Raw genomic sequence first — 24615 nt, forward strand, 5'->3', positions numbered from 1 at the left:
ATTTACAAAAGATTCGGCGTTTAGACCTTACTCAAGTAATATTAGCCTTTAAGAATCTCCGTTCAAATGCACAGGAACAGACTTCACTTTCCAAATGTCATCACAATACTCTCGGATACTTCTATCACTGGAGAATTTACCCATTCTTGCCGTATTCAAGATAGACATTCTCGCCCATGCTGCCTTATCCCTGAATGCTTCAGAAACTTTGTCCTGACAGGCAACATAGGATTCATAATCTGCCAGTACCAAGAAAGGATCATGATAAATGAGGTTATTGACCAAATCTTTAAAGATTTTATCGTCCAGGTGAGAGAAATAGCCTGAAGCAATTTGATCAATGGCCAGTTTAAGTTCTTTGTTACTTTTATAATAAGTGTAAGGGTCATAGCCCTCATTCCTTTTCTGGGTAACTTCTTCTGCAGTCAATCCAAAAAGGAAGAAATTTTCCTCACCCACGACTTCTCTGATCTCTACATTGGCACCATCCAATGTACCTATGGTCAAGGCACCATTCATGGACAATTTCATATTGCCTGTTCCGGAAGCCTCCTTTCCAGCGGTAGATATCTGTTCAGAAAGATCCGCTGCAGGATAAATACGCTGGGCATTGGTCACATTGTAATTGGGATAGAAAACCACCTTTAAACGGTGGTTGACATCAGGGTCATTATTGACCAAGTCACCTACAGAGGTAATCAGCTTAATGATCAGTTTGGCCATTTTATAACCCGGAGCCGCTTTACCGGCAAAAATGAAGGTTCGGGGTACCATATCCATTTTAGGATTCTGCTTCAACCTATTGTACAAGGTGATCAGATGAAGCACATTTAGGTGCTGTCGCTTGTATTCGTGGATCCTTTTTACCTGGATATCAAACATTGACTCGGGGTCAACTTTGACACCTGTTTTACCCAATATCCGTTTGGCCAGCTCCTGTTTCATTTCTAATTTGACTTGCATCCATGATTTTTGGAATTCAGGATCATCGGCATACTGTTCCAAATTTTTCAGTTCATCCAGATGTTTGATCCAATTTTCCCCAATTTTTTCAGAGATGAGGGCTGTAAGCTTTGGATTACTCAGTACCATCCATCTCCTTGGGGTAACCCCATTGGTTTTATTGCTGAATTTTTCCGGACTGTAGGCATACCAGTCCTTTAAAACGGTCTTTTTCAACAGGTCTGAATGCAGGGCAGCGACACCATTGATCGCAAAACTTCCTACACAGGCCAAATTGGCCATTTTAATGAATTTCCTCGGACCTTCCCCAATGATGGAAAGGCTACTGATCTTTTGATGGTCACCATATACTTTGATGGTTACTTCATCCAAAAACCTTTTGTTGATTTCATAAATCAATTCTAAATGTCTTGGTAACACAGAACCGAAAAGTTCCAGGTCCCAGGTTTCCAAAGCCTCGGGAAGCAGCGTATGATTGGTATAAGCAAAAGTTCTGGTGGTAACCCTCCATGCATCTACCCATTCCAAGTCATGTTCATCCAAAAGCAGGCGCATCATTTCGGCAATCGCAATCGCAGGGTGTGTATCATTCAATTGGACCGCAAAGGTCACATTGAAATCCTCGATTTTCTCTCCTTGCCTCAGATGAATCCCGATCATGTCCTGAAGGGAACAGGAAACGAAGAAATATTGCTGCTGCAAGCGAAGGATCTTTCCACTGATGGTTTCATCATTAGGATAGAGGACCTTACTTATGTTTTCGCAGATAATTTTTTGGTTGACCGCATGGTTATAATCCCCAGAGTTAAAAGACTGAAAATCAAAAGACTTAGGTGCTTCTGATTTCCAGAGACGAAGGGCATTACAGGTATTTACTTTATATCCTAGGATGGGCGTATCATAGGCCACACCTTTAACGGTCAATTCCGGCATCCAATTGCTTCTGTATCTGCCATCCCTGTCCATGTAATGCTGCACATAACCTCCAAGTTTAACCTCGTAATTGAGCTCTCTTCTTGCGATTTCCCATGGATTGCCACGACGTAACCAATTGTCCGTGTCTTCCACTTGCCAGCCATCCCTGATATCCTGTTCAAAAATACCAAACTGATACCTGATGCCATATCCGATAGCAGGCACTTCCAAAGTGGCCAGGGAATCCATATAGCAAGCCGCCAACCTACCCAAACCGCCATTGCCAAGGCCAGGCTCCACTTCTTTATCTATCAACCACTGCAGATTGACACCCAGTTCTTGGGTTGCCTGTTCCATTTCCTTATAAATCCCAAGATTGATCAGATTATTGGCCAAATGCGGACCTAATAAGTATTCCGCTGAAAGGTAAGACACTACCCTGTTTTTCCCCTCAAGATATTGTTTTACAGAGGACGTCCATCTTTGGAGTAGTCTGTCCCTTACAGCAAAAGACAGCGCCATATAGTAATCATTACGGGTGGCTATTTCTGGATATTTTCCCTGCACGTAAAAAAGATTGTTCAAAATAGCCTTTTTTAAGGCTTCCACAGTAAGTCCAGTCCTGGCATCTTGGATCAAAACTTCTTTATTCTCAGATTTCACAGTTTCTTTTTCCTCAACTTTATCAGTCAAAGGATCCTTTTGCTTATCATTATTCATTTTTTATTAAGCTTAATTGGTTTGAGGATTGAAAGTTATAGAAAAGATAAGGCATTAAAAAACCAGCAATTAAAGATTACATGATTTCTCCAACCTTAGGGCCAAAGAAATAATGGAAAGGCATTTAGATTTTGTCTGCCGGAAACTCCCTGAGCAAATGTCTTTTGAAATCTTTAAAGCGATAATTGAGGTTGATCCAAAGTACAAAACCCTGCAAAATTCTGACCTGTCCAGAAGCAGTACTTTGAAAGCGCAAATGGTATCCTGGTGATATGGTAGTTGTACCTCGCTGCATTCCTGCAAGGAAAAAAATCCGGTGCTCATAAGGAATATCCGCAATTGCAGGGCCTCGTGTTAATAGGGTTTCATTCACCATGCTGAATGAAAATGCAGCTTGCAATTTTTCAGAATGGCCAATGTTGTAGCGGATGGCTGAATTAAATCGGAAGCGGTGGTTTAAATCATAGCCATCCAACAGGGATTCACTATCAAACTGATTGCGAAATCTGGCATCATACCTGAATCTGAAACTTACCCCGTACCTGGTAGCCCCTGGAACCCTGAAAATAATTTGGCCCCAAGGTCTTCTTTCAGGCCGGATAAGCCTGCCTTCCGAAAATGGTGTCGTCAAACCCAAATGGGCATAACCTGCCGTAAAGTTGAAGTTATCACTGGGGGTATGGTAGGTAAGTCCAGAGCGCACAATCAGGAAAATTTCAGGAACATAATGCGTATCCATCCAAAAAGACCATCTTTCCGCAATTTGCCCTGAGGTCATCAAGCCCCACCAAGTCTCTGACCTCACTTGGGCCTGTCCATTGGCAAAAAATGGGAAAACTAAAAGTGTAGAAATGAATACAAAAAAAACCTTCATGATCCAGACAAATCTTGTCGATGATTTCTAAAGTAAAGAAAAGGGTTAATTGTAAATTGACAAAAATATCAATCAAAAAATAAAATGAAGTAGCTTCCTGACTATTAGCCAACAATTATTAAAGTCAATTAATCCACATGGTCGCTGGGATATTCTATAAAAGTCGGAAGTTGTTTGCCTTTCATTAAATTCAGGTTAATGGTTACCCAGAACACGGGACCATGATTGATTCTTGCCACTGTCGGACTGGTATTGATATACCTGATCACATATCCTAAAGAATAAATAAAATTTCCTTTGCCCAGCTGGCTCAAAAAGAATGTTCTGTGCTCATGTCTTACCCCATTTGGACCTGGACCGGTTCTGAACAAAGCTTCATTGAGCATAGTGGTGGTAAACCGGGTATTTTCGCTGATCACATTTCCCCAAGCATACCTTAAGCTATTGTTAAAACGCCATCTGTGATTAAAAGAAAAACCATCTGCAAGATCTCCTGATTCCAGGTTTTGAATAAAGCGGGCGTCATATCTGAACCTGAAACTGGTGCTCAGTTTTTTTGTGGAGGGTACCCTGTATATGGTCTGCATCCAAGGCCTATGTTCCGGTCTGACCAACCTTCCTTCTGAATTTGGTGCTCCTAATCTTAAAAAACCATAACCAACAGTGGTTACAAAATTGTCATTTTTAGGATGGTAAGTCAGACCCGTTCTGTAAATAAAAAAGAGTTCGTCTACAAAATGGGTATCGTTCCAAACTGCAAACTTTTCTGAAACCTGTACAGAGGTCATTACTCCCCACCAAGTTTCATTAATAAAGGTGAAATCCTGTTGGGCAAATCCCGAATGAAATAGAAAACTAAAAATTAAAATCTTTAGATAACGCATCTTATTTTTTAAAACCAAATCGTAAACATACAAATTTGAAGTTTAAGTGGATTTAAGAATTTCCAAAGAAATCTGGATAAAATACTGAAGCTCAATCCCAAACTGATCCGTTTAGCGGCTATGCTTCATGGATTCTGCCGGGAATCAGGTACGAAACAGAAATGAAATCCACCGTTCGACTAGAAGAAAGGGATGACCGATCAAGTAAAGCCATCTTAGACTTAAAAGCTAAAATGGATAAGTTGGGACAGATGCTTTGATCTATTTATGCCCGTAATGACAAAAAATTAAATCAAGCTTATAAGCAAAATAATAGCCTATAAAAAATAGGTTTGTCCACTTAATCAAACCTTTTTTCAATAAGCCCAAAATTAACGAATTATCCAGGCAATCTGAATATTAAACCTCCGGTAAAGCCAAATTGAGCAATTGGCGACCATCCAGTCAAACCAACTTGCGTACCTTGTCCCGGACTCCACCATAAACTAGTTCCTACACCCATAATCGGGACCATTAAATTGGCCTGCATTCTTATACCAATATTTTCAGTAGGAAATATTTTAACACCACCTTGAAAGCCAACAGAAAATCTTGTGATATTCCGAATATTAGCTTCAGGAAAAGCTAAAGTACCGGTTCCCAATTTACCTCCGGCAAACAAAGTCACTTTTTCAGATCTGGGAATTAATCTATTGACTCCAACGGTTGCATAATGAACTTGTGCCCTTTCATCCACATCATTTTGTAAGTCCCTAGACCTTGCAACAGCATTAGTGCCCAAATAGCTGTACCCAAGCTCCACTTCGGCGAATTCATTCAAAGAAAACCCAAGCATCCCTCCCCAATTCTGTCCATCCCGTATTATTGCTCTTCCGCCGACTATATTAAAGCTTGATTGAAAGGTGTATCCTGTAAATGGAGTGATTTCAACCCCTTGAGCCAACAGATCAACGCATGATATTAGTGACAAAAACAAAACAACTAAAACTCTTTTCATATTTATAGTAAGTTTAATTAATTAGTTTCTATTTCGATTATTAAAAAGAAGCCCAAGCTTTATAAGCTTTTATTTAATTTAATGGCAAACAAAGGAATGCATATTCATCTTGACAAAAAAGCTTAGCCTAGGCCATGTAGTTTGGTAATTTGCAAAGATTGAAGGAATATTTGCGTATAAGGACTTTTTGAAAATCGATTAAGGTAAATGGTAAGTAGTTGAATTTTTTCATTTTCCGGTAGAAATGCATTTTAGAGGATATCTCCAAAAGCCAAAGACCAAATAGAGCCATTCAAAAGGCTAGGAAATACTTGATAAAATTAATTCCAATAAATTACCTTTTGAGTACTTCAATAAGTGGCGAACCTGTTGCGCCAGAAGGTGCTTTTATCCTGATATATTGGGACGGGCATATCCCCACGGAGTTGGTCAACCGTTATCTGTAAGACCAATCGGGGAGAATTTTCCGGAGCAACTTTGGCTTGGCCACGCGTTATGGTTAGCAGTGCAAAAGCTATAGCAATGATTACTTGCAAAGGAAATTTCATGCTTTCACTTATTGTTAGCGGTAAAGGTTTGAAAAAAAATAATATAAACTTTTTTTGACTACATTAATAGTAATAGCCCGCCCAATTTTAGCAGGGCGGGCTAATTATTTTAGTTAATCTCCTCAAAATCAGGCAGACTGAATGTCTTGTCAAAGAAAGGCTCCAGTGGTGCATACAAGCGGAAGTACACAAACCAGCCATCGGTGCCCACTGTCTTCATGTAATTGCTTTCATAACCTGCCGGTGCTTTAGCCCCAATGTACAGGTCAACGGATCCATCGGGATTGCGTTTGATGTCCTGCATACGGCTGTTGATGGCAACAGAACGTACTGTCCCATCGCTTTCATAGTGTCTTCTTGTATCTTCACTATACAAATCCACCGACCAGAATTGGGCAGTAGGAACATCTGCCGGTATCCGAAGCCTGTATGTCTTATCTGCCCTCAGCAGTTTCCCTTTGCTATCACGCTTTGCAGTCATATAAATTTGACCTTTACCAACATATGGGTTCACCATCCCTTCACTGCTGGTAACGGCTTCATAAAACCATACCGTTCGCTCATCAAGCTCAACCTTGTCGTAGTTAATCTGTGGAATCGAAAAATCAATACTCTTGTACCACTGGGTACCCGGCCAATATGGTTCAGTAAATCGTGGATTTATCTGGAGATTTCTGGCCATCAATTCGCCCAGCGCGGCTCCTTCCATCAGGATTTTCGTTTGCCGTGCATCCGGATTAAATGGTTTACCTTTTACAATTCCGAGGGGCTCGATCATGGCCATCCACACTTTATCCTGCTCACGCACCGGCTCCTGGTTGATGACATCGTGCAGGGCTTTCCAATAGTCCATTCCACGGTAAGCCGTAGCAGACCATTCTTTATCCAAACCCTCGATCAGTTTATTCTGCACAGGCTGCCCACCAAGGGCAGAAACTTTCAAGGCCTTTACGAAATTACTTTTAAATTCCGGGGCAGTATCCAGAATACGGAATCCCCACATGATGTTATTTGTGGCAGACTGAACCACAAAAACTCCCCTTTTCTCATACTTTTTTGGGTCATCTTCCGGCCCGACAATGATATAAGTTCCTCCTTCGCCCCTATCCGGTCCGGTAAGCCCTAGATCGGCAATCGGACGTTGCCAAAAATCCAGTGCTGCACCTGCTGTCATGCCGGCCGGGTACTCAATTTGAAGCGGGCCTTTTGAAAGGTTTTCGAAGGATATAAAATAAGGCGTTGTCAGATTAGCTGTGACGATTCCCTGCTTCTCTCTGAAACTTACAAAGACCGCAAAGGTACCCCTTGCGTTGGGACCGTAGTGTTTGTTCTGCTCTTCACGCCAGGTTACAAAACTGACCAAAGGTGTTGACCACATATAAGCCTGAGAAGCACGTTGAAGGTCCATGGCATCAAAAAGCTTTTGGGAGCTTTCATCTGTCAGATAATTATGCTGCAGTTCCATCACACCATAAGGGGTTGTGATTTTTTCGTCACCTACCAATGTGGCGTTTTCTAATGGGACAGAAATGCTTTGTGCGGTACGTGATTTTCTTTGCGCAAAAGTATTATTGGCAGTAGTAAAAACAAGCAAGGCCAAAATGGATAAGGAAAGAAATTTGTTGGTTTTCATTTTGGATAATTTTAATTGAAAATGATTCAATACAATAAGTTTATTTTTATAGAAATGCTCAATTCACAGGTTCGATATCTGGTAATACCCAACTCTTGTCAAACAGTTCAGGAAGCGGTCCATAGAACCGGAACAGTATCTCGAATTTTCCCTTAGGGTCCGTAGGGGTCCAATTAGACTCTTTGCCCTCTGGGGCTTTCGGTCCGAAATACAGATCCACCGATCCGTCCTCATTCACCTGAAGACCAGGACTCTGGGAGGAACGTCCCGCGTGGGACATCTCACGGATAAGAGCGTGTGTCCTCAGGTCGTAGAGCGTAGCCGACCAGTATTGCCGAACTGGGGCATTTGCCGGAACGTTCAGCTTATAGGTCTTACCACCGTCTAAGAGCTGGCCCTCCTTATCCACGAGTGCCATGAGGTAGAACTGACCTTCACCCATGCGTTTGGGTGTAAAGAAGATGAAGGAGAACAACAGGCCCCTGGCATCCACCGGATAGAGGTTCGGGTCTTTGAATTGGTCCTGTGATGCTTTGAACACCATGGCAATTGACTGGGGGAATGACCACCTACTGCCCTCTGCAAATGCTCCGCCCTTCACCACTTCCTTATACATCCCGTCAATAAACGTAAACCCCTGCCCGGCTGCCTCATTGAGCAATTGGGCGTGCTCCGCGTCCGGTGCGAATGGCTTTCCTTTTTCAATGCCGATCATACGCAATTTATCAATCATAGTCCGGTCACGCTCTAGCCAGGGTTCGTACTGAACTATGCGGTTAAGCGACTCAAAAAAGCGGATATCATACTGAATGGTTGCATCATAAAGCACGCCCGCCGCATCCACATAAACGGTGGCCGGAGGAGCCTGTGCCTGCGACAAGGGATATATCTTCATTCGCTTTCCGTATTCCACTGCCTTGGCAAGGTCTTCTTCACTGCCACTTTTTAGTACAGAACGGATAAGAGCGTACCCCTTGTAGGTCAGCGATGGAAGAACAATATATCCTGAGGGCAAATTGCCTGAATACCCTGGAGGCAGAATGAGGTACTTACCTCCCTTACCCCCGTCGGCACCTGCCGGGCCGATATCTTCAAGCGGCATCTGCCAGGCATCCATGATAGTCCCAACAATTGCACCGCCATCAGCCGGGGGTATCTCTAAGACCACTGGCCCCACTTCTTTCGTATCAAAATAAGGTGTGAAATAGATGACATCGGTATTGGGCGTAAGTGTTTGGTTTTTCCAATCAAGCAGGCCCGACCAATACAGCATCTGGTTGTCCCGGCAAGCGGTCTCGCGGAGCATGGCCTGGTACATAAGGTCTAGATTAACCGCAGGCATACCCCATATCATAGCCTCGACGGCACGGTGCTTTATAACCTGCTGCTCCATTTCAGAGAAGGACATAGTATGATATGCCTGTAGTTCGCCTGAATTAAGAGACTTTTCCTTGGGCGTACAATTAGTCAATGCCGAAAGGATCAAAAAAATAAAAGGTAAGTAACAGATTTTCATAGTTTTCATTTGAACAAATCATTAGGATACATTCAAATTTAAACCAAATGAATTCGGCATTCTTGGGCTCATTGCGCCGATTTATCTAAAGAATGCAAGCAGAAAATCCATAATTAGTTAGATTTCTTCCATCACTTCTATTAACAACAAAGTTTAATTCTCAGTCAATGGAAGTAAAAGTTCTTTTTTTACATAAATAACTTTTCTGTCTGTTACCAATGACAGAATTTCGGACCAGTCGTCATGCTGAACGTAAGGAAGCATCTCATGAGGTTCATTTAATGATAGATTTAACATAAATAGAACCTCTGGAGATCCCTCGTACATACCATTGACATAATCCTAAAATGCCCCTCGGCAAGCTCGGGGAACGGAGAAAATGGTTAATTAGGGTGGGGATTGGAAAAGGGGCGGCGCCCCTTTTCCAATCCCCACCTCCCCACATTACAGGCCCGGTGGCCGAGCTTGCCGAGGCCTAATCAGGTTAACTTTGCTGTCATTCCCATTTCTGTAAATGCCGATTTTCTATACTCGGAATGTTACACTTATCAATTTTTATGCCTCTTCCGCGATAGTTCTTGGGATCGGGTATTGGTTTTAAACTAGTGGGAGGGAAGAAATGCGGCTTTGCCGCATTTCTAAAACCCCCCATCTCCATTAATTTAGCAATCCGGTCACCGAGCTTGTCGAGGTGAAAATATTATATTTGGTTATTGGTGTCATTGCGGATATACATATTATTCTATTTTCGGATTGATTTCTCCAAAGTAGATCTATATTCCGAGGGAGAAACCCCCATGACTTTTTTGAATGATTTGGTAAAGGAATTTCTATTACTGAAACCACATTCAAAGGCAACTGCCTCTAGTGTATAGTTGAGCCAATCACCACTTTTTAACTTTGATGCACAATACTGGATACGATTTTGATTGATAAAGTCTATAAAACCATAGCCTTTAAATGCATTGAGACTTTTTGATATTTGATAGGCAGGTACATTGATATCTCTGGATAAATCATGAATGCTGTAGCCCAGTTTTAGAAACAATTGATTTCTTTGGACTTCTCTATCAATCATAAAAATTATTTCCTCCAATTTTTTATCTTCTTCTGTCATTTGGGTTTTATCCAAAGCCTTAGAAGTTTTTAGGTTTCTGTTGAATGATTTTCCGTACAGCAATGAAGGATAAAAAAAGAGAGAGAAAATTAAAATCAACAACCAAATTGCAGAAACGGTATTGGCCAATTGGTAAGAGGTAAATTGATCCAACCAAAAAATACTGATCATATGAGGAAACCAAATAAAAAATTGACAACCTAAAAACACAATTATCCAATTTTTCCAAATTTTTTGATGCTTGTTCAAAGTGCTTTGATGCCTTACCCATTTTACCAACACATACACTTGAGCAATCCAATACATTCCAAAAATGAAGGTCCTAAATTCATGATGGAAATTCGGCCCAAAAAATTTACTTTGATTGAACTGGGCAAAACGTGCCAAATCGCTAATTTCCAGAAGAATAAGCTCCTTCTTTTCGGCAGTAGGCAAGGTCAGAACATCCCAATAATCAACCAGATAAATTAAAAGTGGGATGGCATGCAGCAGGTCAAGCCATTTCCATTTCCGGCCTTTCGTATAAAAGTCGATATGCAAAAATGCCATTACGCAAAAAATGAGGACAAATATCTGTCCGGTTCTATAAAAAACCGGCCAATAAATCAGTAACTGAGAAGTCAGGGAGAAGCTTACCCATACTGCCAGAGAAGCATTCAACTGGGCAATTCCCAGAGGAATATTGGCCGGATTTTTTTTGATTCCAAAATAAAAAATCACGGAAGCAGAGATTACCCCCAAGGCCACTACGACCAATTGAACAAAAGTGATAAAATCAAATTGAATCTCCATGATTGCCGGCCTTATCAGAAATTATGGCGAAATCACCAAAACTCAATTTTGGATTATTTTTTGAAAATTAAAAGTTTTGTAAATGAGTATCATTTTTAAGCTGACCCCGATACTTAAAAGAAGAAAGAAATATGAGTAAAATTATCGAGAGAATAAATCCTTTTTCAAAGGCTGATTCGGAGAAGAATATTTAAAACCGTAGTAAAAAATTGTCCCTCCAGCAAAGATGCAAACTGTTGCTAAATAAATTAGAAAAAAATGAACTTGAAAGGCTTGCTTGAAAGTGTTTTTTTGGATTAATCAATTACCAAAATTTCTTCATCTTGAATCTTAATTTTCCTCTTCTTCCTGAAATCCAATGTTTGAAAAATGGTGACCCTAAAAGAATTGATCAAAAAAGTTTCCCTTAAAAATGGCTGTTGCTGAACAATCAACTGATACAATAAAGCAACACTCAAATTAGCATTGCCTGGTGGAGAAATGAGTACTCCTGCCAAGGTCCTGTTTTGGTCAAAAAGCATAAAGCCTATTTCTTCCTTGTTATGGATAAAAAATTCATTGGCCAACTGCCATCGCAAACGAATTTTACTTTCAGGATAATCAGTAATAGTTCCATCAAATTGGATCAGATACCGGTACCTGTTTGTAAAGGTTGAAATGGTTTCTTCCAAGGTTTCATTGATAAATTGCTCCCTCCAACGTTGCTCAATGCGAAGCCGGTGTACAATATTTATGTCTCCCCGCTTATGATAGTATTGCAGTTGTTGGTAGATCCTGTTTTCATTTAAATAGGTCTGCTCTGCTTCAGGAGCATAGGTTCCAAACCAGGCATAACCTCCGGTAACTCTAAAACCTGTATTGGTATGATAATTCAAGCCAGCCCTTGCCGCTGTCAGGCTGGAATTCAGGGGAATAAGTCCAGTGGTACGGTAGTTGAGGTCTAAACCATAACTCCACCTGTCTTCAAATCTTCCTGTTTGATTGAAGGTAAACCACCATTGGGGTTTGGCAAACTGGGCCTGAACAGGATTTCCCAAAAAAATAAACATAAAAAAAGGGAAAAACTTCCTCCAGTCCGATTTGATAATGGTACTTTTCAGGTTTTTGGCCTCCACTGCTGCTGCAAAATTGTTGATCTGCCTTGACATAGAAATCCAAAAAAACGAAATGAACCTAGACCTTTGTCTGTTTTTCACCTTTTCCACCTTAATCAATCCATAATTGTATTCCTCAATTAATTTACTTCCAAATTCCTAAAAATATTCGTTTAAGTTGACAAACAAACCTTGTGCACCATTAGCACCAAAACCATAGTCAAGGCCTAGATTAACTCTTTTCTTTTCATTGATACTAAACCTCAATCCTCCACCATATCCTAACACAAAATTATCAAACGCGTTGATGTTTTCAGTTCTACTACTTGCTGTAGTGGCATTCAGGAACAACACCCCTCCCCATTTATCCTTCGTCTTTTGTAAAGGAAATCGCCATTCCGCCTCTCCATAAACAAGATCCTCACCTCTTATCCTTCCCTGGGTATAAGGCCTTCCCGAACGGGCGAACATGTCCCATCCAAGGGCAGGAAGGGCCATATAGGGAGAAGTACCACTAGTAACAAACCATCCAAAGGTCCAAAATGCCAATACATTTCTTGGACGGGATTCAACTAAGTTTACATAGGTACGGTACTCCATCCATAGTTGGGAAGCATTGGTCGTGCTGCCTAAAAATTCAGGAAAAGCCCTAAATGAGAATGCAGCCAAATGTCCTTCATAAGGATTCACCACATTGTCACGGCTATCAAAGGTACCATTGGCAGAAAGGCCTGACTGAGAATACCGCTCAGTATCAAGACCTTTGCGACTTTGAAATTGGTAATGATGCGTAATTCTTGGTGGAATTGCCTCCAAATCCAACTGCCGATCATCTATACTCCAAAAAATATCTAAATGGTAACCTATCCCGTAGAAAAGATTGGTTTTCTTGTGCCTCATTTGCACAGTTTGGTATAGCCGGAAATTGTTGAAGTACATCATTTCCTGCTGCTGAAAGGGAGGATAAGGATTGTCAGATGGTATTTCTTCGCCACTCACAATGGTGCTCCTGTCCAATATTGAGCCCAGACCATAGGTAGGCTGGGCATTCAGGTTGAAGCGGATGTCGGTCAGAAAATTAAATTTATCTTCCTTAGAAAAGGCGTTTGCACGAACCGAGGTGAAGAGCTGATTGAGGGTAGTATAATACAGCCCAATTAAAGCAGTAGAGTTTCTGGTGGTTTCCTCCGTTCCCATGTTCCAGTTCACGCCGGGCAGCACTCCAAAAAGGAAACCTACGGTGGGGTTGGTGGCAACGACAGGCAATATGTTAATGTCTACTTTCTTTTCCTCCTTGTCTTTGTCTAATTCACCAAGCTCCTTTTCTCCTTGGGCCATCATACTAAATGGTAATAAAAACAGTAAACCAAATATCCATATGTTAACGAAGCTTCTTTTCATGATTTTCTTGGGATAAACTAATTATTAACAGTCGAATGTACTGAAATTGGAATTCAACTTTTCTTATTCCTTGCCCGAATTTGATAAATCATGGCAAGCAATAATGAATAGCTTAAAGAAGCCAATCACTGGTATGAATCCATACAAATTCACTTTTGCGACTTGAATCCACTAACAGATTTCAAATCTTCTTCAAAACTGATTTTGAAACCAAAGCCTCTGCAAAGAGAAAAATCCGCAGGGGCTTTGATCAAATATTAAAACAAGATTCATCCTCATTCAGGATTATTACGAGGCAACTTTTCTGCTGAGTAAGCATCGGCCTTACTTATTGTTTCTGAGCCACGCAGTTTGGTCCCCGGCATGATTGGGAATCTCGGGTCAAAGGTGACCATAGCCTCTCCGATTTTAGCAAGGATACTTGGATCGCCTTGGGTTTTTGTCGTGCCATCTTTGATCATATCCACCAAAGTCTTCTGGCCCATCATTACTATTTCGAGGTCTTTACGATTGATGGTAATCTCCAAATCGGGATTAGGGAGTACATAGCCTTTTATATTGGTCAACGTCTCATTGCTTAATTCGATGGCATACTTCTCACCATTGTCAGGGGTGATAAGATTTATACCATACTTCATCCCTTGGGTTTTTCGGCCATCCATCCGGATTGCGAGGAAGTCGAGAAACTGACCTGTGGTCATCACGCGGATCACATCAGGACTGCTGGAGTTCGGTATGGCAGAAGCAGGAATGTCATTTCTGAGTTCGTATGCACCGGCGAGAAAGCTGTTACGAAGTCCCGGGTTTTCTTGTTGATAACCGATTTGCTCGAAGGCATCTGCCAACAAATCCTTAGCCTCCTGATTGCCTGGTTCGGCTTGCACGAGACGGTTAAGTATTTCTGTTGCATGCTTGTACTTGCCATCTCTGATCAGTTCTTTGCCTTTGGCCATAATCTTTTTGGAACCTCCCATCATTTCAACATAAAGAGGCGCTGATTCTTCAGGAGAGAGAGGAAACAAAGTGGTGGGATTGTTGTCCCAATACCCAAGATAGCGCTGTATTACTGCTCTGGAATTATTCTGGTGAGATCCATGGTAATCGCGGGTGTACCAAGATTTTTGCAAAGAATGTGGTACTTCGTACACATTATGAATTTGATTGATGGTTACACCCTGATTGGCATGGTGTAGCACCTGATTGTTCAGGTGGGCGTATGCATCGCGCTGAGCCCGAAGTATCTCCTGGATGCGCTCGTTGCCCCAGCGTGGCCAATGATGCGAGGCGAACATCACCTCGGCTTCCTGTCCAAACAGGTACAGCGCCTCATTGATGTATTTGGACCAATTCAGGGCATCGCGGACCGGAGCACCACGCAAGGTGTAAATATTGTGCATGCCGTGCATTATATTTTCTGCCATCCAAAGGGCCTTCATGTCAGGAAAATAGGTGTTCATTTCAGCAGGAGCCTCAGTATCAGGGGTTAGTTGGAAAATCATCCTTACACCATCCACCATTACTTCCTCAATAGGTTTGGTGATCAATTTTGTAGGTGCTATTAGTCCTACTGATCCTTGTGATATCAAATGTCCAAGACCTTGGGTTACATAGCCATATGGACTCCTTGGCAATAACAGACCATACTGATAGAAAAGGCGCCTGTTCATGGCATTACCTGCAAATACGTTCTCAGCAACAAGGTGATCCATAAAGCCATCCGGAGCAATAACCTGTACACGCCCTGAAGCTACATCTTCATCAGTAATCAATCCTCTAACACCACCCCAATGGTCTCCGTGATTGTGAGAATAGATTACTGTGGTAATCGGCAATCCCCCACCTATGTGCTCCTGGAAAAGTCTCCATGAAGCCGCTGCGGTCTCAGCACTTACCAGTACATCGTAGGCTATCCATCCCTTTTTACCGCGTATAAATGTAATCTGAGCCAGGTCAATGCCACGCACTTGATAAATACCTGGAATGACTTCATATAAACCGTAGTTCTGGTTGAGTTTGGCAATACGGTGAAGGGAGGGATGTACACTGCTATATTCCTCCTGTTCATCAATAAAATTAAAAGCATCCATATCCCAGGCAATATGCCCGGCATTGGCTTTAATCTGACGCTCCATCATCGCAGCAATAAAACCTTTTTCGTTTTCTTCAAAATCCCTGGTGTCAGAAAAAGGAAGGGTTCTCCTGGCCTCATCCAGAATTTTAATGGTGTGACTTGAGGGGCCTTTCCCTTTGGGATCAAAATGACCGCTTACCTCAAGATTGGCATCATCGGAACCACTTGAATAGTCACCAGATGAACAGGAAATGAGCATTGATGCTGATATAAAAAAAGATAGAATGTACTGAAATTTATTAATTGTCTTCATAGTCGGATAAATTTGATATGACATTACAAATTACCCTAGAATTACCGGCTACTTCTATTTTCTACTTTGTAGGGTTGACAAGAATTGATAAATCTTTGCGAGATTATTTGCCTGTTTTTTCCTTTGAGGACTTGATATACGCTGATGGAGGGATGTTCTTAAATTTTTGGAAAGCTTGGGTAAAGGAATTCCTGTTATTAAAACCGGCCAATTCAGCCAATCCATTGATGGAAAGGTGATTATAGTTACCGGAATCAATCAGCAGGCAAGCCTCATCAATTCTTTTTTGATTGATAAAATCTGAAAAGCTGCAATCTAAATGATGGTTGATAAATAAGGTCAACAAATAACCAGGTACACCAGTATCCAAAGCAAGATTATGAATAGAATATCCCCTGTTCAAAAAAATTTTCTCTTGATCCAATACAGCTTTTAATTTGGCTTCTATTTCTGAAACCTTCTGCTGGGTCAAAATATCTTTTGTATCTGTTTTTTCTTTGATTTTCTGCTCGATGTGTTTTTCTACATTGAGACCATACAGCAGTGTAGGAAAAAACAACAAGCTTACCCCAGCTCCCAAAGTAAAAACCGCTGCGAAAAAATGAAGCAATTCGAAAGCAAAGAGCGGATCAGCCGACCTAATGAAAATCAAATATGGCATAAACAATAATAATTCAAATCCCAAAAAAATCTTGATCCAACTAAACCAGGTTTTTCCAAAATCTGTGAAAGTTTTACGCATCTTGGATTGGCATTTCAAAACCAAGCTTAAAGAAGCTATCCAATAAGTAACCAATAAAATGGTTCGAAAAGAGGTGTAAAAATTGGAAGAGAAAAACCTCGATTGATTATATTGGGTAAACAAAGCAGGATCAGAGATCTCTGACTCAATCAGCTTTAATTTTTCTTGGGGGTTCAACATAAAAACCGGCCAAAAATCGACTAAAAAAATTAAAGCTGGCAGAAAATGTAGCAAATCAGTCGGTTTAACCTTCCTGCTGAGAATAACCGTCTGAACATACAAGAAAATAAAAGGAATCGTTACAAGTGACACTAGGTTTCCCGTCCTGTACAATTGGGGAAAATAAATAAAATTACCTGAATGGACGAGCCAGGAAATAAAGGCTATGTACGAAAGACTAATTAATATAAAACCCAAAATAATATTCGATGGGTTTTTTTTGTATCCATTGCCAATCAGAAGAAATCCAATAAGACAACCAATTAACTGAGAACTCAGGTAAATTGAATTTTTCCAATCGAGGTATATTTCCATAAAAAACTATTGGTTTCATACCATAATGACCGGTATGAAAATCAATAATTTTTAGGCAAAAAACAATATGTAAGGATAACTTCTTCTAAATATTATTCTTCATCTATTTCAATATACACTACCTCATACATGTTTTTTCCATTGACCTGAACCGGCTGATAATAGGTTTCCCCAAAGCGGATAAAGGTCCTGTCCCCAATTTTAACTTCTTCACCCCCTTCAGAGAGGTTTTCAACCAGGGTACCTGCCACAGGAGGCACCACCCTAAATCCATTGGCTGTCTCCTCAAAATAGGCTCCACCCCAATAAAAATTGTATTCATTTTCACCGACCTCCACTCTTTCAAAGTTGTCAGGAATCTGGCTTACCTCTGCACCTATAGGGGCAGGAACTACCACATAGCCTTCATCATCTTTCTGGTAGAAAACACCATCTACATAATGGTATTCATTGATGATATTGGTCACGTTTGTCACATTCGTGATATTGGTTTCATTGACTACATTGACCACCTGTGCCTGAGGTGGAAGCATAGGCGTATGAAAACCCCAAGGATGCCACATAGGACCCCAGAAAAAGGGCCTAAAAGGAAACCAGAAAAAGGAGTGGAAAGCAAAAACCCTCATGCCCCCCCACATAAAAGGAGGCCTCATCATCATGGGATGCATCATGTTCACCCTGACTACGGTGTTGCGTTGTGCATTGATATTGATGTTGTTATTATTGCCTATATTGATATTATTTCCACCCGGCCGGGAAGGCCTTCCGACATTATTGCCTCCTGGATTTCTGTTGCCGTCCCTGATATTTCCCCTATCTGCTCCTCCCCTGTCATTTCCTCCTCTATTGGCTGTCCTGTTTCCAGTTCTGTCGGAGCCAGCTTGATTCCCCCTATTAAAATCTCCCCTGTCTCTTTGATCCCTTGCTGAGTTGATGGAGCGGTCTTGGGTTGCATTTTGGGTATTGACCCTTCTGTCAGGGGATCGTTGTGCTCCACCATTGATATTTCCCCTTTGGGAGGGATTGTTCATGCTTGGATTAGCGGGTCTACTGCCAGGTGCCGTACTTGGTCTATTAGGCGTATTGGAAGGCCTTGAAGAAGGTGCCGTGGCCGGACGCGAAGGAGGGGTTGCGGGCCTAGCTGCTCCTCCTGAAGGAGGTCTAGACATATTCCCTCCTCCTCCAGGTGAAGCAGCTCTTGAAGCCCCTGCAGACCGGGCTGAAGAAGGATGATTCATCCTTTGGGCTTCCATGGTAATGGGATTGAAAAAAAAGAAAAGTAAAATGAAACCCAAAAGGGATATTTTATGGAAAGACTTGAAGGCCATCATTGGTCGGAAATATTACTGTAAGTGGATGATTTAGAAAGGATACTGACTCTACTGGCACTTTCAGGCACCACAAAGTCAAACATGGCATCGGGAAGTATGGGATTCAATGCCCAATTGGAAAACACACCCTCAAACTGAAGAGGTTTATCTGTAGCAAGGTCATGGATCAAATAACGTATGGGCAGTGCAAAGGTATCGTTGCTGACCCAGATCTGCACATTGGTTTCCTTTCCATAGGCCACAATGTGATGGGCTTCTACCCCATTGATATTCACCAAACCTTCATAAGTCACCCGCTCGTGAGTTTCAAGCAGATCGTCTGTAAAGCCCGGATAAAAGAAATCAGCTGCAGGAAATTCCAAATCGTATTCTTGGTAAACAAAATCAATGGTTTCGATAATATTATCCGGCGTTTCAATAAATCCATATTGATTGGTATTCACCGCATAATACAGCAATAGGTCTCCATGGTACCAGTAACCCGTCTTACCATTTGAGCCCTCATTTAACACATGCATTTTATCTGGCCCGGCCATATACACTTCATGCTTGTGGAAGCTTTTGACAAAGCCTTTTTCGGGATCAAACTTTTCATTGGAAGTGTGCACTGTAAAACTACAGGAATTCAGGTCCCCAATGATTTCGCTCATTCTGTCCAAAATGATTACTGCACCCGGATCTACATGTGCTTCCTGAGCTTTTCCATGGATCATGATACTAAATAGGAAGATCCACAAAAATATTTTTTTCATACCGCTGAAATTTCTTTCCTTAAAGTTAAACCAAGATCAGCACAATTCATTCTTAGAATGAATTGCCTTGACCTGATTATTGCAAACAATCATTAAAATTTGGCAAAGAATCACCGATTAACCTTTCGTGTTACCTATCTAAATCGGAATTTTAAATTTCATTAGAAAAACTATTTTTATCTTGTATAAAACTTGATTTACCATCAAAAAATTAAAAACCAACCAAAATATACTTATATGAAAATCAGATTTATTCTTATTGCAGCAATATTGTTAAGTCCCGCTTTTCTTTGGGCCCAATCCATTGATGATGAAATTACCCTGATCCAAAGTGCCTTCGGCATGGAAAAAAGGGCCTTGATTGAGGAATATATGGGTTATGACAGGAATGCACAATTTTGGACAGTCTATGACAATTATGAAAATGAAAGAAGGGCGCTTATTCGGAACAGAATAAAAACCATCAATGATTACCTTGAAAAATTCGATAATCTCAATGATGCAGATGCCAATGACATTACCAAATCCATCATCAGGAACAACGCTGCCATCAATGCCCTCCACAAAAAGTACCATAAACAATTCAATAAGGTGATTTCTCCTATGGAAACCGCCAGGTTTTTACAGTTGGATACCTATATTCAAAATACCATCCTACTTGCACTTGCCGAAAGCTTGCCATTCATAGGTGAGAAATAATTTTTAATGGATAAAAAAAACAGGCTGTCCTCTTTTTGGAGACAGCCTGTTTTTTTTCATTACAACCCAAATAACCTAGGCAGCCATAATGTCAAGCCAGGCCATAACGTCACCACAATCAATCCCAAAATCATGGCAATAAAGAAGGGTATCAATGGTTTGACTGCCTTCTGAATGCTCATTTGCGCGACCTGAACCCCAAGGAAAAGTACAGAACCCACTGGAGGTGTACAAAGGCCTATACAAAGGTTCAAAATCATGATAATGCCAAAATGCACAGGGTCTACCCCCAAAGCAGTAACCACGGGCAAGAAAATCGGCGTAAAGATCAATACTGCCGGAGTCATATCCATAAAAATCCCTACGAAGAGCAGCATTAAATTGATGATGATCAAAATGACAAAAATATTGTCACTCAAGGAAAGTAGGGCTTCGCTGATGGATTGGGGAATGTCTTCACTCGACATCACCCATGACATACTCATAGAGGTTGCCACTAAAAGCAAAACAACCGCTGTGGTCTCGGATGATTTCAATAAAATGGCAGGCAAATCCTTAACCTTTAATTCTTTATAGAAAAAGGATAAGGCTAAAGTATATACCACTGCTATGGCGGAAGCTTCTGTCGCGGTAAACACTCCGGCGACTATCCCACCAATCACAATGAAAAGTAGCAGCAATGCCGGAAAAGCCCGTACAGATTTTTCAAACAATTCTTTAAAGGAGCTTACTTCCCCTTCAGGCAGGTTATGCTTTTTGATGAAAATGGCCGCAGTTAACATCAATACCAAGCCAATAAAAATCCCGGGTAAATAACCTGCAACAAAAAGGGCTGCAATAGAAACCCCTCCTGAGGCCAAAGAATACACAATCAGGATGTTGGAAGGGGGAATGATGAGACCTGTAGTAGATGAGGTGATGTTGACCGCAGCACCCAATCCCTTTGGGTAACCTTCCTGCTCCATCCTTTTGCCCAAAATTCCACCAATAGCAGACACTGCTGCTGCGGCAGAACCTGCAATGGCACCAAACAACATGGCGGCTATCACATTGACATATAGTAATCCGCCGGGCAATTTCCCTGTCATGGCCTTGGCCATTTCAATTAACCTATTGGCAATACCCCCCCGGTTCATGATTTCACCGGCAAGGACAAAGAATGGGATGGCCAATAAGGCAAAACTATCCAGGCCGGTGCCCATCCTTTGTGCAATGGTAGTAGCGGAAGGAATGGCTGCCACAGAAACCAAAAGGGTCAAAAAACTGGCAATACCCAAGCTCCAGGCCACAGGAACACCAATTCCCATCAAGGTGATAAAGGATAAAACAAGAATAAGTATACTGATGTATTCCATAGGTTATTGGGCTTTAAGCAAAATACTTTGTTGGTTCAATTGATAGATCTGATAGTAGGCGACAAGAAGTCCGCTAATGGGAATAATGCTGTACACATAGGCCAAAGGAAGCTGCAGGGTAGCTGATTTTTGTCCCAAAATGTAAGTGATGTAGACCAGGTTACTACCTCCTAAGACCATGACCAAAAAAGCAAAAAGCAGAACAAGGCTGTAAATAAAAATCATGAGCTTTGCCCGGCTTTTTCCCACAAGTTTTTGTGGGAAAATATCAATGGCCAAATGCTGGTCTTGGCCTGCCACATATGCAGCCCCTAACATACCCAACCAAATCAGCATAAACCTGGACAACTCATCAGTAAATGAACTGGGGTTTTGAAAGATGTAGCGGGAAACCACTTGCCAGGTCACATTCACCACCATGATCCCCATCAAAAAAATGAGAACTCCTGCCACAAACTTATCCACATTTGATTTGAAGGTTGCTTTCATAAATGATAGTTTTATTCCTAGTGTCTATTTTTTTAGCAATCAATTTAGGCTTAAGCATTTTTCATTGCTTAAGGCAATCCCAACTGAAATCAGGTTTAACATCACTCCCCGGTTTTTCTGATTTCCTCAATGATGTCGTATAATTCAGGTTGTGTTGTCTTAAAATTATCGTACATCACCTCTACTGCCTGCCGAAAAGGGCTAGGGTCAGGATAAGTGATAGTTACACCTGCTTTTTCCATTTCCTGTAAAGACAATTCCACCGAAGCTTCCCAAAGTTTGTATTGATAATCAGCAGATTCATCAGCTGCCTCCTGAATCCATTGCTGTTCTTCCTGACTGAGGTTATTCCAAACTTTGGTACTGATGATGACCACATCCGGAATTGCCGTATGTTCATTGATGGAATAAAATTTGCAAACCTCATAATGCCTGGAAGTGAAAAGGCTGGGAGGATTGTTTTCAGCGGCATCTACTATTCCCTGTTGCAATGCTGTATACAATTCTCCATAGGAAATCGGCGTCGGCGAACCTCCAAAACTCTTGATCATGTTGGTGGCCATATTGCTTTCCAGGACCCTGATTTTTAATCCTTTTAGATCTTCCGGAGTTTCAATGGGCTTATTTTTGGAATAAAAAGACCTCTTTCCGGCATCGTAATAACACAAGCCTCTTAACCAGAAGTCTTCACTTTCTAAAAGCAATTTTTGGCCAATGGGGCCTTTCAAAACCTTATCCCTATGGGCATCATCTCTGAAAAGGTAGGGCATGGATAAGACCTGCATGGGGGGAGCAAAACTTTCCAAAGTGGCAGAAGACACTTTGGTCATACCCAAGCTGCCAATTTGAAGCAATTCCACCAATTCCCTTTCCGTTCCCAACTGCTGATTGGGATAAACTTTAACGATCATCCTGCCCTGGGATTTTTCTTCTATTCTGTCGGCCATGTAAACCATGGCTTCATGAACAGGGTGAGTGACACCTAAGCCATGGCCCATCTTGATGATTCTTACGCCACCGGGACCACTACAGGTACTGAAAGTCAGCACCATCGCTATTCCAAAAATCCATTTTAACAGTGCTTTCACGAAATACCTTAAACCCATGGGATGCATCATTTTTTCAGATTTTGAATGATGGTCAAAGATTGTTCGATATTGGTCTTCAGACCTTGGAAATCACCTTTTTCCAATGCTTTAACATCAAAAAGTTGGGAGCCCATCCCTACACAATGTACTCCTGCATTAAACCATGACCTGAGATTGGTTTCATTAGGTTCTACCCCACCTGTAGCCATCAATCTGATATCCGGAATCACAGAAAGCACAGCTTTTACAAAGGCAGGGCCTACCACATTCCCCGGAAAAATTTTAATCAGTCTTGACCCCAGTTTTTTACCGGTATGAACTTCTGTGATGGTAGCGCAGCCCGGCACATAAAAAATGCCTCTGGTTTGACAAAAACGGGCAACATCCGTCAACATCGCCGGTGAAATGATAAAATCAGCACCCGCATAATGGAATTTTTGTGCTTCTTCCACTTCAAAGATGGTTCCTATGCCCAACATCAGGTCAGGGTACTTTTCTGCATACACTTTCAAGGACTTGAAAACTTCAAAAGCATTGCTATGCCTATTGGTATATTCAAAAACCCTCACTCCTGATTCATAGGCCACATCCAAAACAGATTTGGTCAATTCCAAGTCATGATGGGTAAATAAGGGAACAAGTCCACTTTGGACTACTGTGTCCAATATTTTTTGGTGGTTCATGGTTTATTGTTTTATATAATTGTCGATGTCAGCGCATCAATTTTCCGACATTCTTTTCATGCATTAAGTCCAAGATTTCGGACAGTTTGACCAAGTTGGCATCCCCTGGGATACTGTGCTTCAATACCGTGGCAGCAGTCGCAAATTCCAAAGCCTCCTGTTCCTCCATGTGCATAAGGCCATAGATTAGCCCGGCCATGTAGGCATCTCCTCCCCCAACCCTATCCACTATATGGGTGATTTCATAGGGTTTTGAGTTCAGGATTTCCGTTCCATTCCAAAGGACACCATGGATTTTATTATGGGAAGCAGAAACCGATTCCCTTTTGGTTTTGGTGATGTATTTGATTTGGGGATAATATTTCTTGGCCTCATAACAGCAGGCTATCCAATCCTCTGCCTGAATGTCCATGCAATTTTCAAAATCAGATTTACCGGCTACGAGTACATGGGTATAACGGATCAGCTCTGGCATGATATCCAAAGGCCCTTTTCCGTATTGCCAAAGGTTACGCCTGTAATTGATGTCTCCACTGACGGTAATTCCTTTTTCATTGGCCACCTTGAGTGCTGTCAATAACAGGTCAGCGGCTTCCTGGGAAACTGCTGGAGTAATTCCTGTCCAGTGAAACCAGTCCGCCCCTTCAAATACCTGGTTCCAGTCAATTTCATCTCCCTTAAAATGGGAAAAAACAGAATCAAAGCGATCATAAATGATTTTGGAAGATCGCTGCATGGCGCCATTTTCTAAAAAATAGAGTCCCATTCTGCCTTCTTTCAAATACACCTGATCTGTTTCTAAGCCCATTTGCCTCAAAAAGGATTTGGCCGCCAATCCAAAATCATTGTCCGGAAAAGCGGTAACATGTGAGACCTTCATACCCAATTGGGCCAATGAAACAGCAACATTGGCTTCCGCTCCCCCAAATGTAAGGTGATAGGTATCAGCTTGCAGAAATCTTTCATGCCCAGGGGTACTGAAACGCATCATTACTTCACCAATTGTGATAATTTTTTTGCTCATTTGATAAAATCTATTCAAAGCTGAAAATAATCACTTAAATTTTCATAAGTGGTATTGTTACCCATAGATTATGCAAACGA

20 protein-coding genes are annotated in these 24615 nt (G+C 41.5%); 1 reads left to right on the forward strand and 19 read right to left on the reverse strand.

Annotated elements, in window-relative coordinates; genetic code table 11:
- Positions 1-48: 48 nt before the first annotated feature.
- The 14 genes from B879_RS02310 to B879_RS02375 all read right to left on the reverse strand — a co-directional run bounded on the left by B879_RS02310 (position 49) and on the right by B879_RS02375 (position 19197).
- On the reverse strand, positions 49-2598 hold the full coding sequence (locus B879_RS02310; protein WP_009183523.1) for a glycogen/starch/alpha-glucan phosphorylase: 2550 nt from the start codon (positions 2596-2598) through the stop codon (positions 49-51).
- A gap of 124 nt (positions 2599-2722) precedes the next feature.
- Positions 2723-3472: a DUF2490 domain-containing protein gene (locus B879_RS02315; RefSeq protein WP_009183524.1), complete on the reverse strand. Its 750-nt coding sequence runs from the start codon at positions 3470-3472 to the stop codon at positions 2723-2725.
- 128 nt (positions 3473-3600) lie between these two features.
- Positions 3601-4356 carry a DUF2490 domain-containing protein gene (locus B879_RS02320; protein WP_009183525.1) on the reverse strand — a complete coding sequence of 252 codons (756 nt, stop codon included), beginning with the start codon at positions 4354-4356 and terminating at the stop codon, positions 3601-3603.
- 379 nt (positions 4357-4735) lie between these two features.
- Positions 4736-5353, reverse strand: coding sequence for an outer membrane beta-barrel protein (locus tag B879_RS02325; RefSeq protein ID WP_009183526.1), 618 nt, complete (start codon positions 5351-5353; stop codon positions 4736-4738).
- A gap of 350 nt (positions 5354-5703) precedes the next feature.
- Positions 5704-5901: a hypothetical protein gene (locus tag B879_RS02330; protein WP_009183527.1), complete on the reverse strand. Its 198-nt coding sequence runs from the start codon at positions 5899-5901 to the stop codon at positions 5704-5706.
- Between the two features lie 109 nt (positions 5902-6010).
- Positions 6011-7534, reverse strand: a complete 1524-nt coding sequence (locus B879_RS02335; RefSeq protein WP_009183528.1) for a DUF1254 domain-containing protein — start codon at positions 7532-7534, stop codon at positions 6011-6013.
- A 58-nt stretch (positions 7535-7592) separates the two neighbouring features.
- Positions 7593-9050 (reverse strand): DUF1254 domain-containing protein, encoded by a 1458-nt coding sequence (locus B879_RS02340; RefSeq protein ID WP_238542064.1) that lies wholly within the window; start codon positions 9048-9050, stop codon positions 7593-7595.
- Positions 9051-9792: 742 nt separating this feature from the next.
- A complete protein-coding gene (locus B879_RS02345; protein WP_009183530.1) occupies positions 9793-10959 on the reverse strand; it encodes a helix-turn-helix domain-containing protein in 1167 nt (388 codons plus the stop codon).
- 296 nt (positions 10960-11255) lie between these two features.
- Positions 11256-12155: a DUF2490 domain-containing protein gene (locus tag B879_RS02350; protein WP_238542065.1), complete on the reverse strand. Its 900-nt coding sequence runs from the start codon at positions 12153-12155 to the stop codon at positions 11256-11258.
- Positions 12156-12212: 57 nt separating this feature from the next.
- The gene (locus B879_RS02355; RefSeq protein ID WP_009183532.1) at positions 12213-13454 is read right to left on the reverse strand and encodes a BamA/TamA family outer membrane protein; all 1242 of its coding nucleotides are present in this window, start codon (positions 13452-13454) and stop codon (positions 12213-12215) included.
- 275 nt (positions 13455-13729) lie between these two features.
- Positions 13730-15838, reverse strand: a complete 2109-nt coding sequence (locus B879_RS02360; protein ID WP_009183533.1) for an alkyl/aryl-sulfatase — start codon at positions 15836-15838, stop codon at positions 13730-13732.
- Positions 15839-15941: 103 nt separating this feature from the next.
- Positions 15942-16580, reverse strand: coding sequence for a helix-turn-helix domain-containing protein (locus tag B879_RS23125; protein WP_238542066.1), 639 nt, complete (start codon positions 16578-16580; stop codon positions 15942-15944).
- Positions 16581-17206: 626 nt separating this feature from the next.
- Complete coding sequence (locus B879_RS02370; RefSeq protein WP_238542067.1) at positions 17207-18367, reverse strand: DUF6515 family protein; 1161 nt, start codon at positions 18365-18367, stop codon at positions 17207-17209.
- A gap of 74 nt (positions 18368-18441) precedes the next feature.
- Positions 18442-19197, reverse strand: a complete 756-nt coding sequence (locus tag B879_RS02375; protein ID WP_009183536.1) for a DUF2092 domain-containing protein — start codon at positions 19195-19197, stop codon at positions 18442-18444.
- Between the two features lie 237 nt (positions 19198-19434).
- On the opposite strand from B879_RS02375, the gene B879_RS02380 reads away from it, so the two are divergent.
- The gene (locus B879_RS02380; protein ID WP_083847921.1) at positions 19435-19896 is read left to right on the forward strand and encodes a hypothetical protein; all 462 of its coding nucleotides are present in this window, start codon (positions 19435-19437) and stop codon (positions 19894-19896) included.
- 59 nt (positions 19897-19955) lie between these two features.
- Here the strand turns inward: B879_RS02380 and B879_RS02385 are convergent, their stop codons facing one another.
- The 5 genes from B879_RS02385 to B879_RS02405 all read right to left on the reverse strand — a co-directional run bounded on the left by B879_RS02385 (position 19956) and on the right by B879_RS02405 (position 24535).
- Positions 19956-21251 carry a TRAP transporter large permease gene (locus tag B879_RS02385; protein ID WP_009183538.1) on the reverse strand — a complete coding sequence of 432 codons (1296 nt, stop codon included), beginning with the start codon at positions 21249-21251 and terminating at the stop codon, positions 19956-19958.
- A gap of 3 nt (positions 21252-21254) precedes the next feature.
- A complete protein-coding gene (locus tag B879_RS02390; RefSeq protein WP_009183539.1) occupies positions 21255-21740 on the reverse strand; it encodes a TRAP transporter small permease in 486 nt (161 codons plus the stop codon).
- A gap of 101 nt (positions 21741-21841) precedes the next feature.
- Positions 21842-22846: a TRAP transporter substrate-binding protein gene (locus B879_RS02395; protein WP_009183540.1), complete on the reverse strand. Its 1005-nt coding sequence runs from the start codon at positions 22844-22846 to the stop codon at positions 21842-21844.
- An 8-nt stretch (positions 22847-22854) separates the two neighbouring features.
- Entirely contained in the window at positions 22855-23511 is a 657-nt protein-coding gene (locus tag B879_RS02400; protein ID WP_009183541.1) for a beta/alpha barrel domain-containing protein, read from the reverse strand.
- Positions 23512-23539: 28 nt separating this feature from the next.
- Positions 23540-24535: a sugar kinase gene (locus B879_RS02405; protein WP_009183542.1), complete on the reverse strand. Its 996-nt coding sequence runs from the start codon at positions 24533-24535 to the stop codon at positions 23540-23542.
- Positions 24536-24615: the final 80 nt, after the last annotated feature.

The organism is Cecembia lonarensis LW9 (genome assembly GCF_000298295.1).
GTDB classification, from domain to species: domain Bacteria; phylum Bacteroidota; class Bacteroidia; order Cytophagales; family Cyclobacteriaceae; genus Cecembia; species Cecembia lonarensis.

What these genes read in the sequence shown, in the direction of transcription:
- B879_RS02310 (WP_009183523.1), bottom strand. Translation starts at nt 2,598, where the DNA reads ATGAATAATGATAAGCAAAAGGATCCTTTGACTGATAAAGTTGAGGAA.
- B879_RS02315 (WP_009183524.1), bottom strand. Translation starts at nt 3,472, where the DNA reads ATGAAGGTTTTTTTTGTATTCATTTCTACACTTTTAGTTTTCCCATTT.
- B879_RS02320 (WP_009183525.1), bottom strand. Translation starts at nt 4,356, where the DNA reads ATGCGTTATCTAAAGATTTTAATTTTTAGTTTTCTATTTCATTCGGGA.
- B879_RS02325 (WP_009183526.1), bottom strand. Translation starts at nt 5,353, where the DNA reads ATGAAAAGAGTTTTAGTTGTTTTGTTTTTGTCACTAATATCATGCGTT.
- B879_RS02330 (WP_009183527.1), bottom strand. Translation starts at nt 5,901, where the DNA reads ATGAAATTTCCTTTGCAAGTAATCATTGCTATAGCTTTTGCACTGCTA.
- B879_RS02335 (WP_009183528.1), bottom strand. Translation starts at nt 7,534, where the DNA reads ATGAAAACCAACAAATTTCTTTCCTTATCCATTTTGGCCTTGCTTGTT.
- B879_RS02340 (WP_238542064.1), bottom strand. Translation starts at nt 9,050, where the DNA reads ATGAAAATCTGTTACTTACCTTTTATTTTTTTGATCCTTTCGGCATTG.
- B879_RS02345 (WP_009183530.1), bottom strand. Translation starts at nt 10,959, where the DNA reads ATGGAGATTCAATTTGATTTTATCACTTTTGTTCAATTGGTCGTAGTG.
- B879_RS02355 (WP_009183532.1), bottom strand. Translation starts at nt 13,454, where the DNA reads ATGAAAAGAAGCTTCGTTAACATATGGATATTTGGTTTACTGTTTTTA.
- B879_RS02360 (WP_009183533.1), bottom strand. Translation starts at nt 15,838, where the DNA reads ATGAAGACAATTAATAAATTTCAGTACATTCTATCTTTTTTTATATCA.
- B879_RS23125 (WP_238542066.1), bottom strand. Translation starts at nt 16,580, where the DNA reads ATGCGTAAAACTTTCACAGATTTTGGAAAAACCTGGTTTAGTTGGATC.
- B879_RS02370 (WP_238542067.1), bottom strand. Translation starts at nt 18,367, where the DNA reads ATGGAAGCCCAAAGGATGAATCATCCTTCTTCAGCCCGGTCTGCAGGG.
- B879_RS02375 (WP_009183536.1), bottom strand. Translation starts at nt 19,197, where the DNA reads ATGAAAAAAATATTTTTGTGGATCTTCCTATTTAGTATCATGATCCAT.
- B879_RS02380 (WP_083847921.1), top strand. Translation starts at nt 19,435, where the DNA reads ATGAAAATCAGATTTATTCTTATTGCAGCAATATTGTTAAGTCCCGCT.
- B879_RS02385 (WP_009183538.1), bottom strand. Translation starts at nt 21,251, where the DNA reads ATGGAATACATCAGTATACTTATTCTTGTTTTATCCTTTATCACCTTG.
- B879_RS02390 (WP_009183539.1), bottom strand. Translation starts at nt 21,740, where the DNA reads ATGAAAGCAACCTTCAAATCAAATGTGGATAAGTTTGTGGCAGGAGTT.
- B879_RS02395 (WP_009183540.1), bottom strand. Translation starts at nt 22,846, where the DNA reads ATGGGTTTAAGGTATTTCGTGAAAGCACTGTTAAAATGGATTTTTGGA.
- B879_RS02400 (WP_009183541.1), bottom strand. Translation starts at nt 23,511, where the DNA reads ATGAACCACCAAAAAATATTGGACACAGTAGTCCAAAGTGGACTTGTT.
- B879_RS02405 (WP_009183542.1), bottom strand. Translation starts at nt 24,535, where the DNA reads ATGAGCAAAAAAATTATCACAATTGGTGAAGTAATGATGCGTTTCAGT.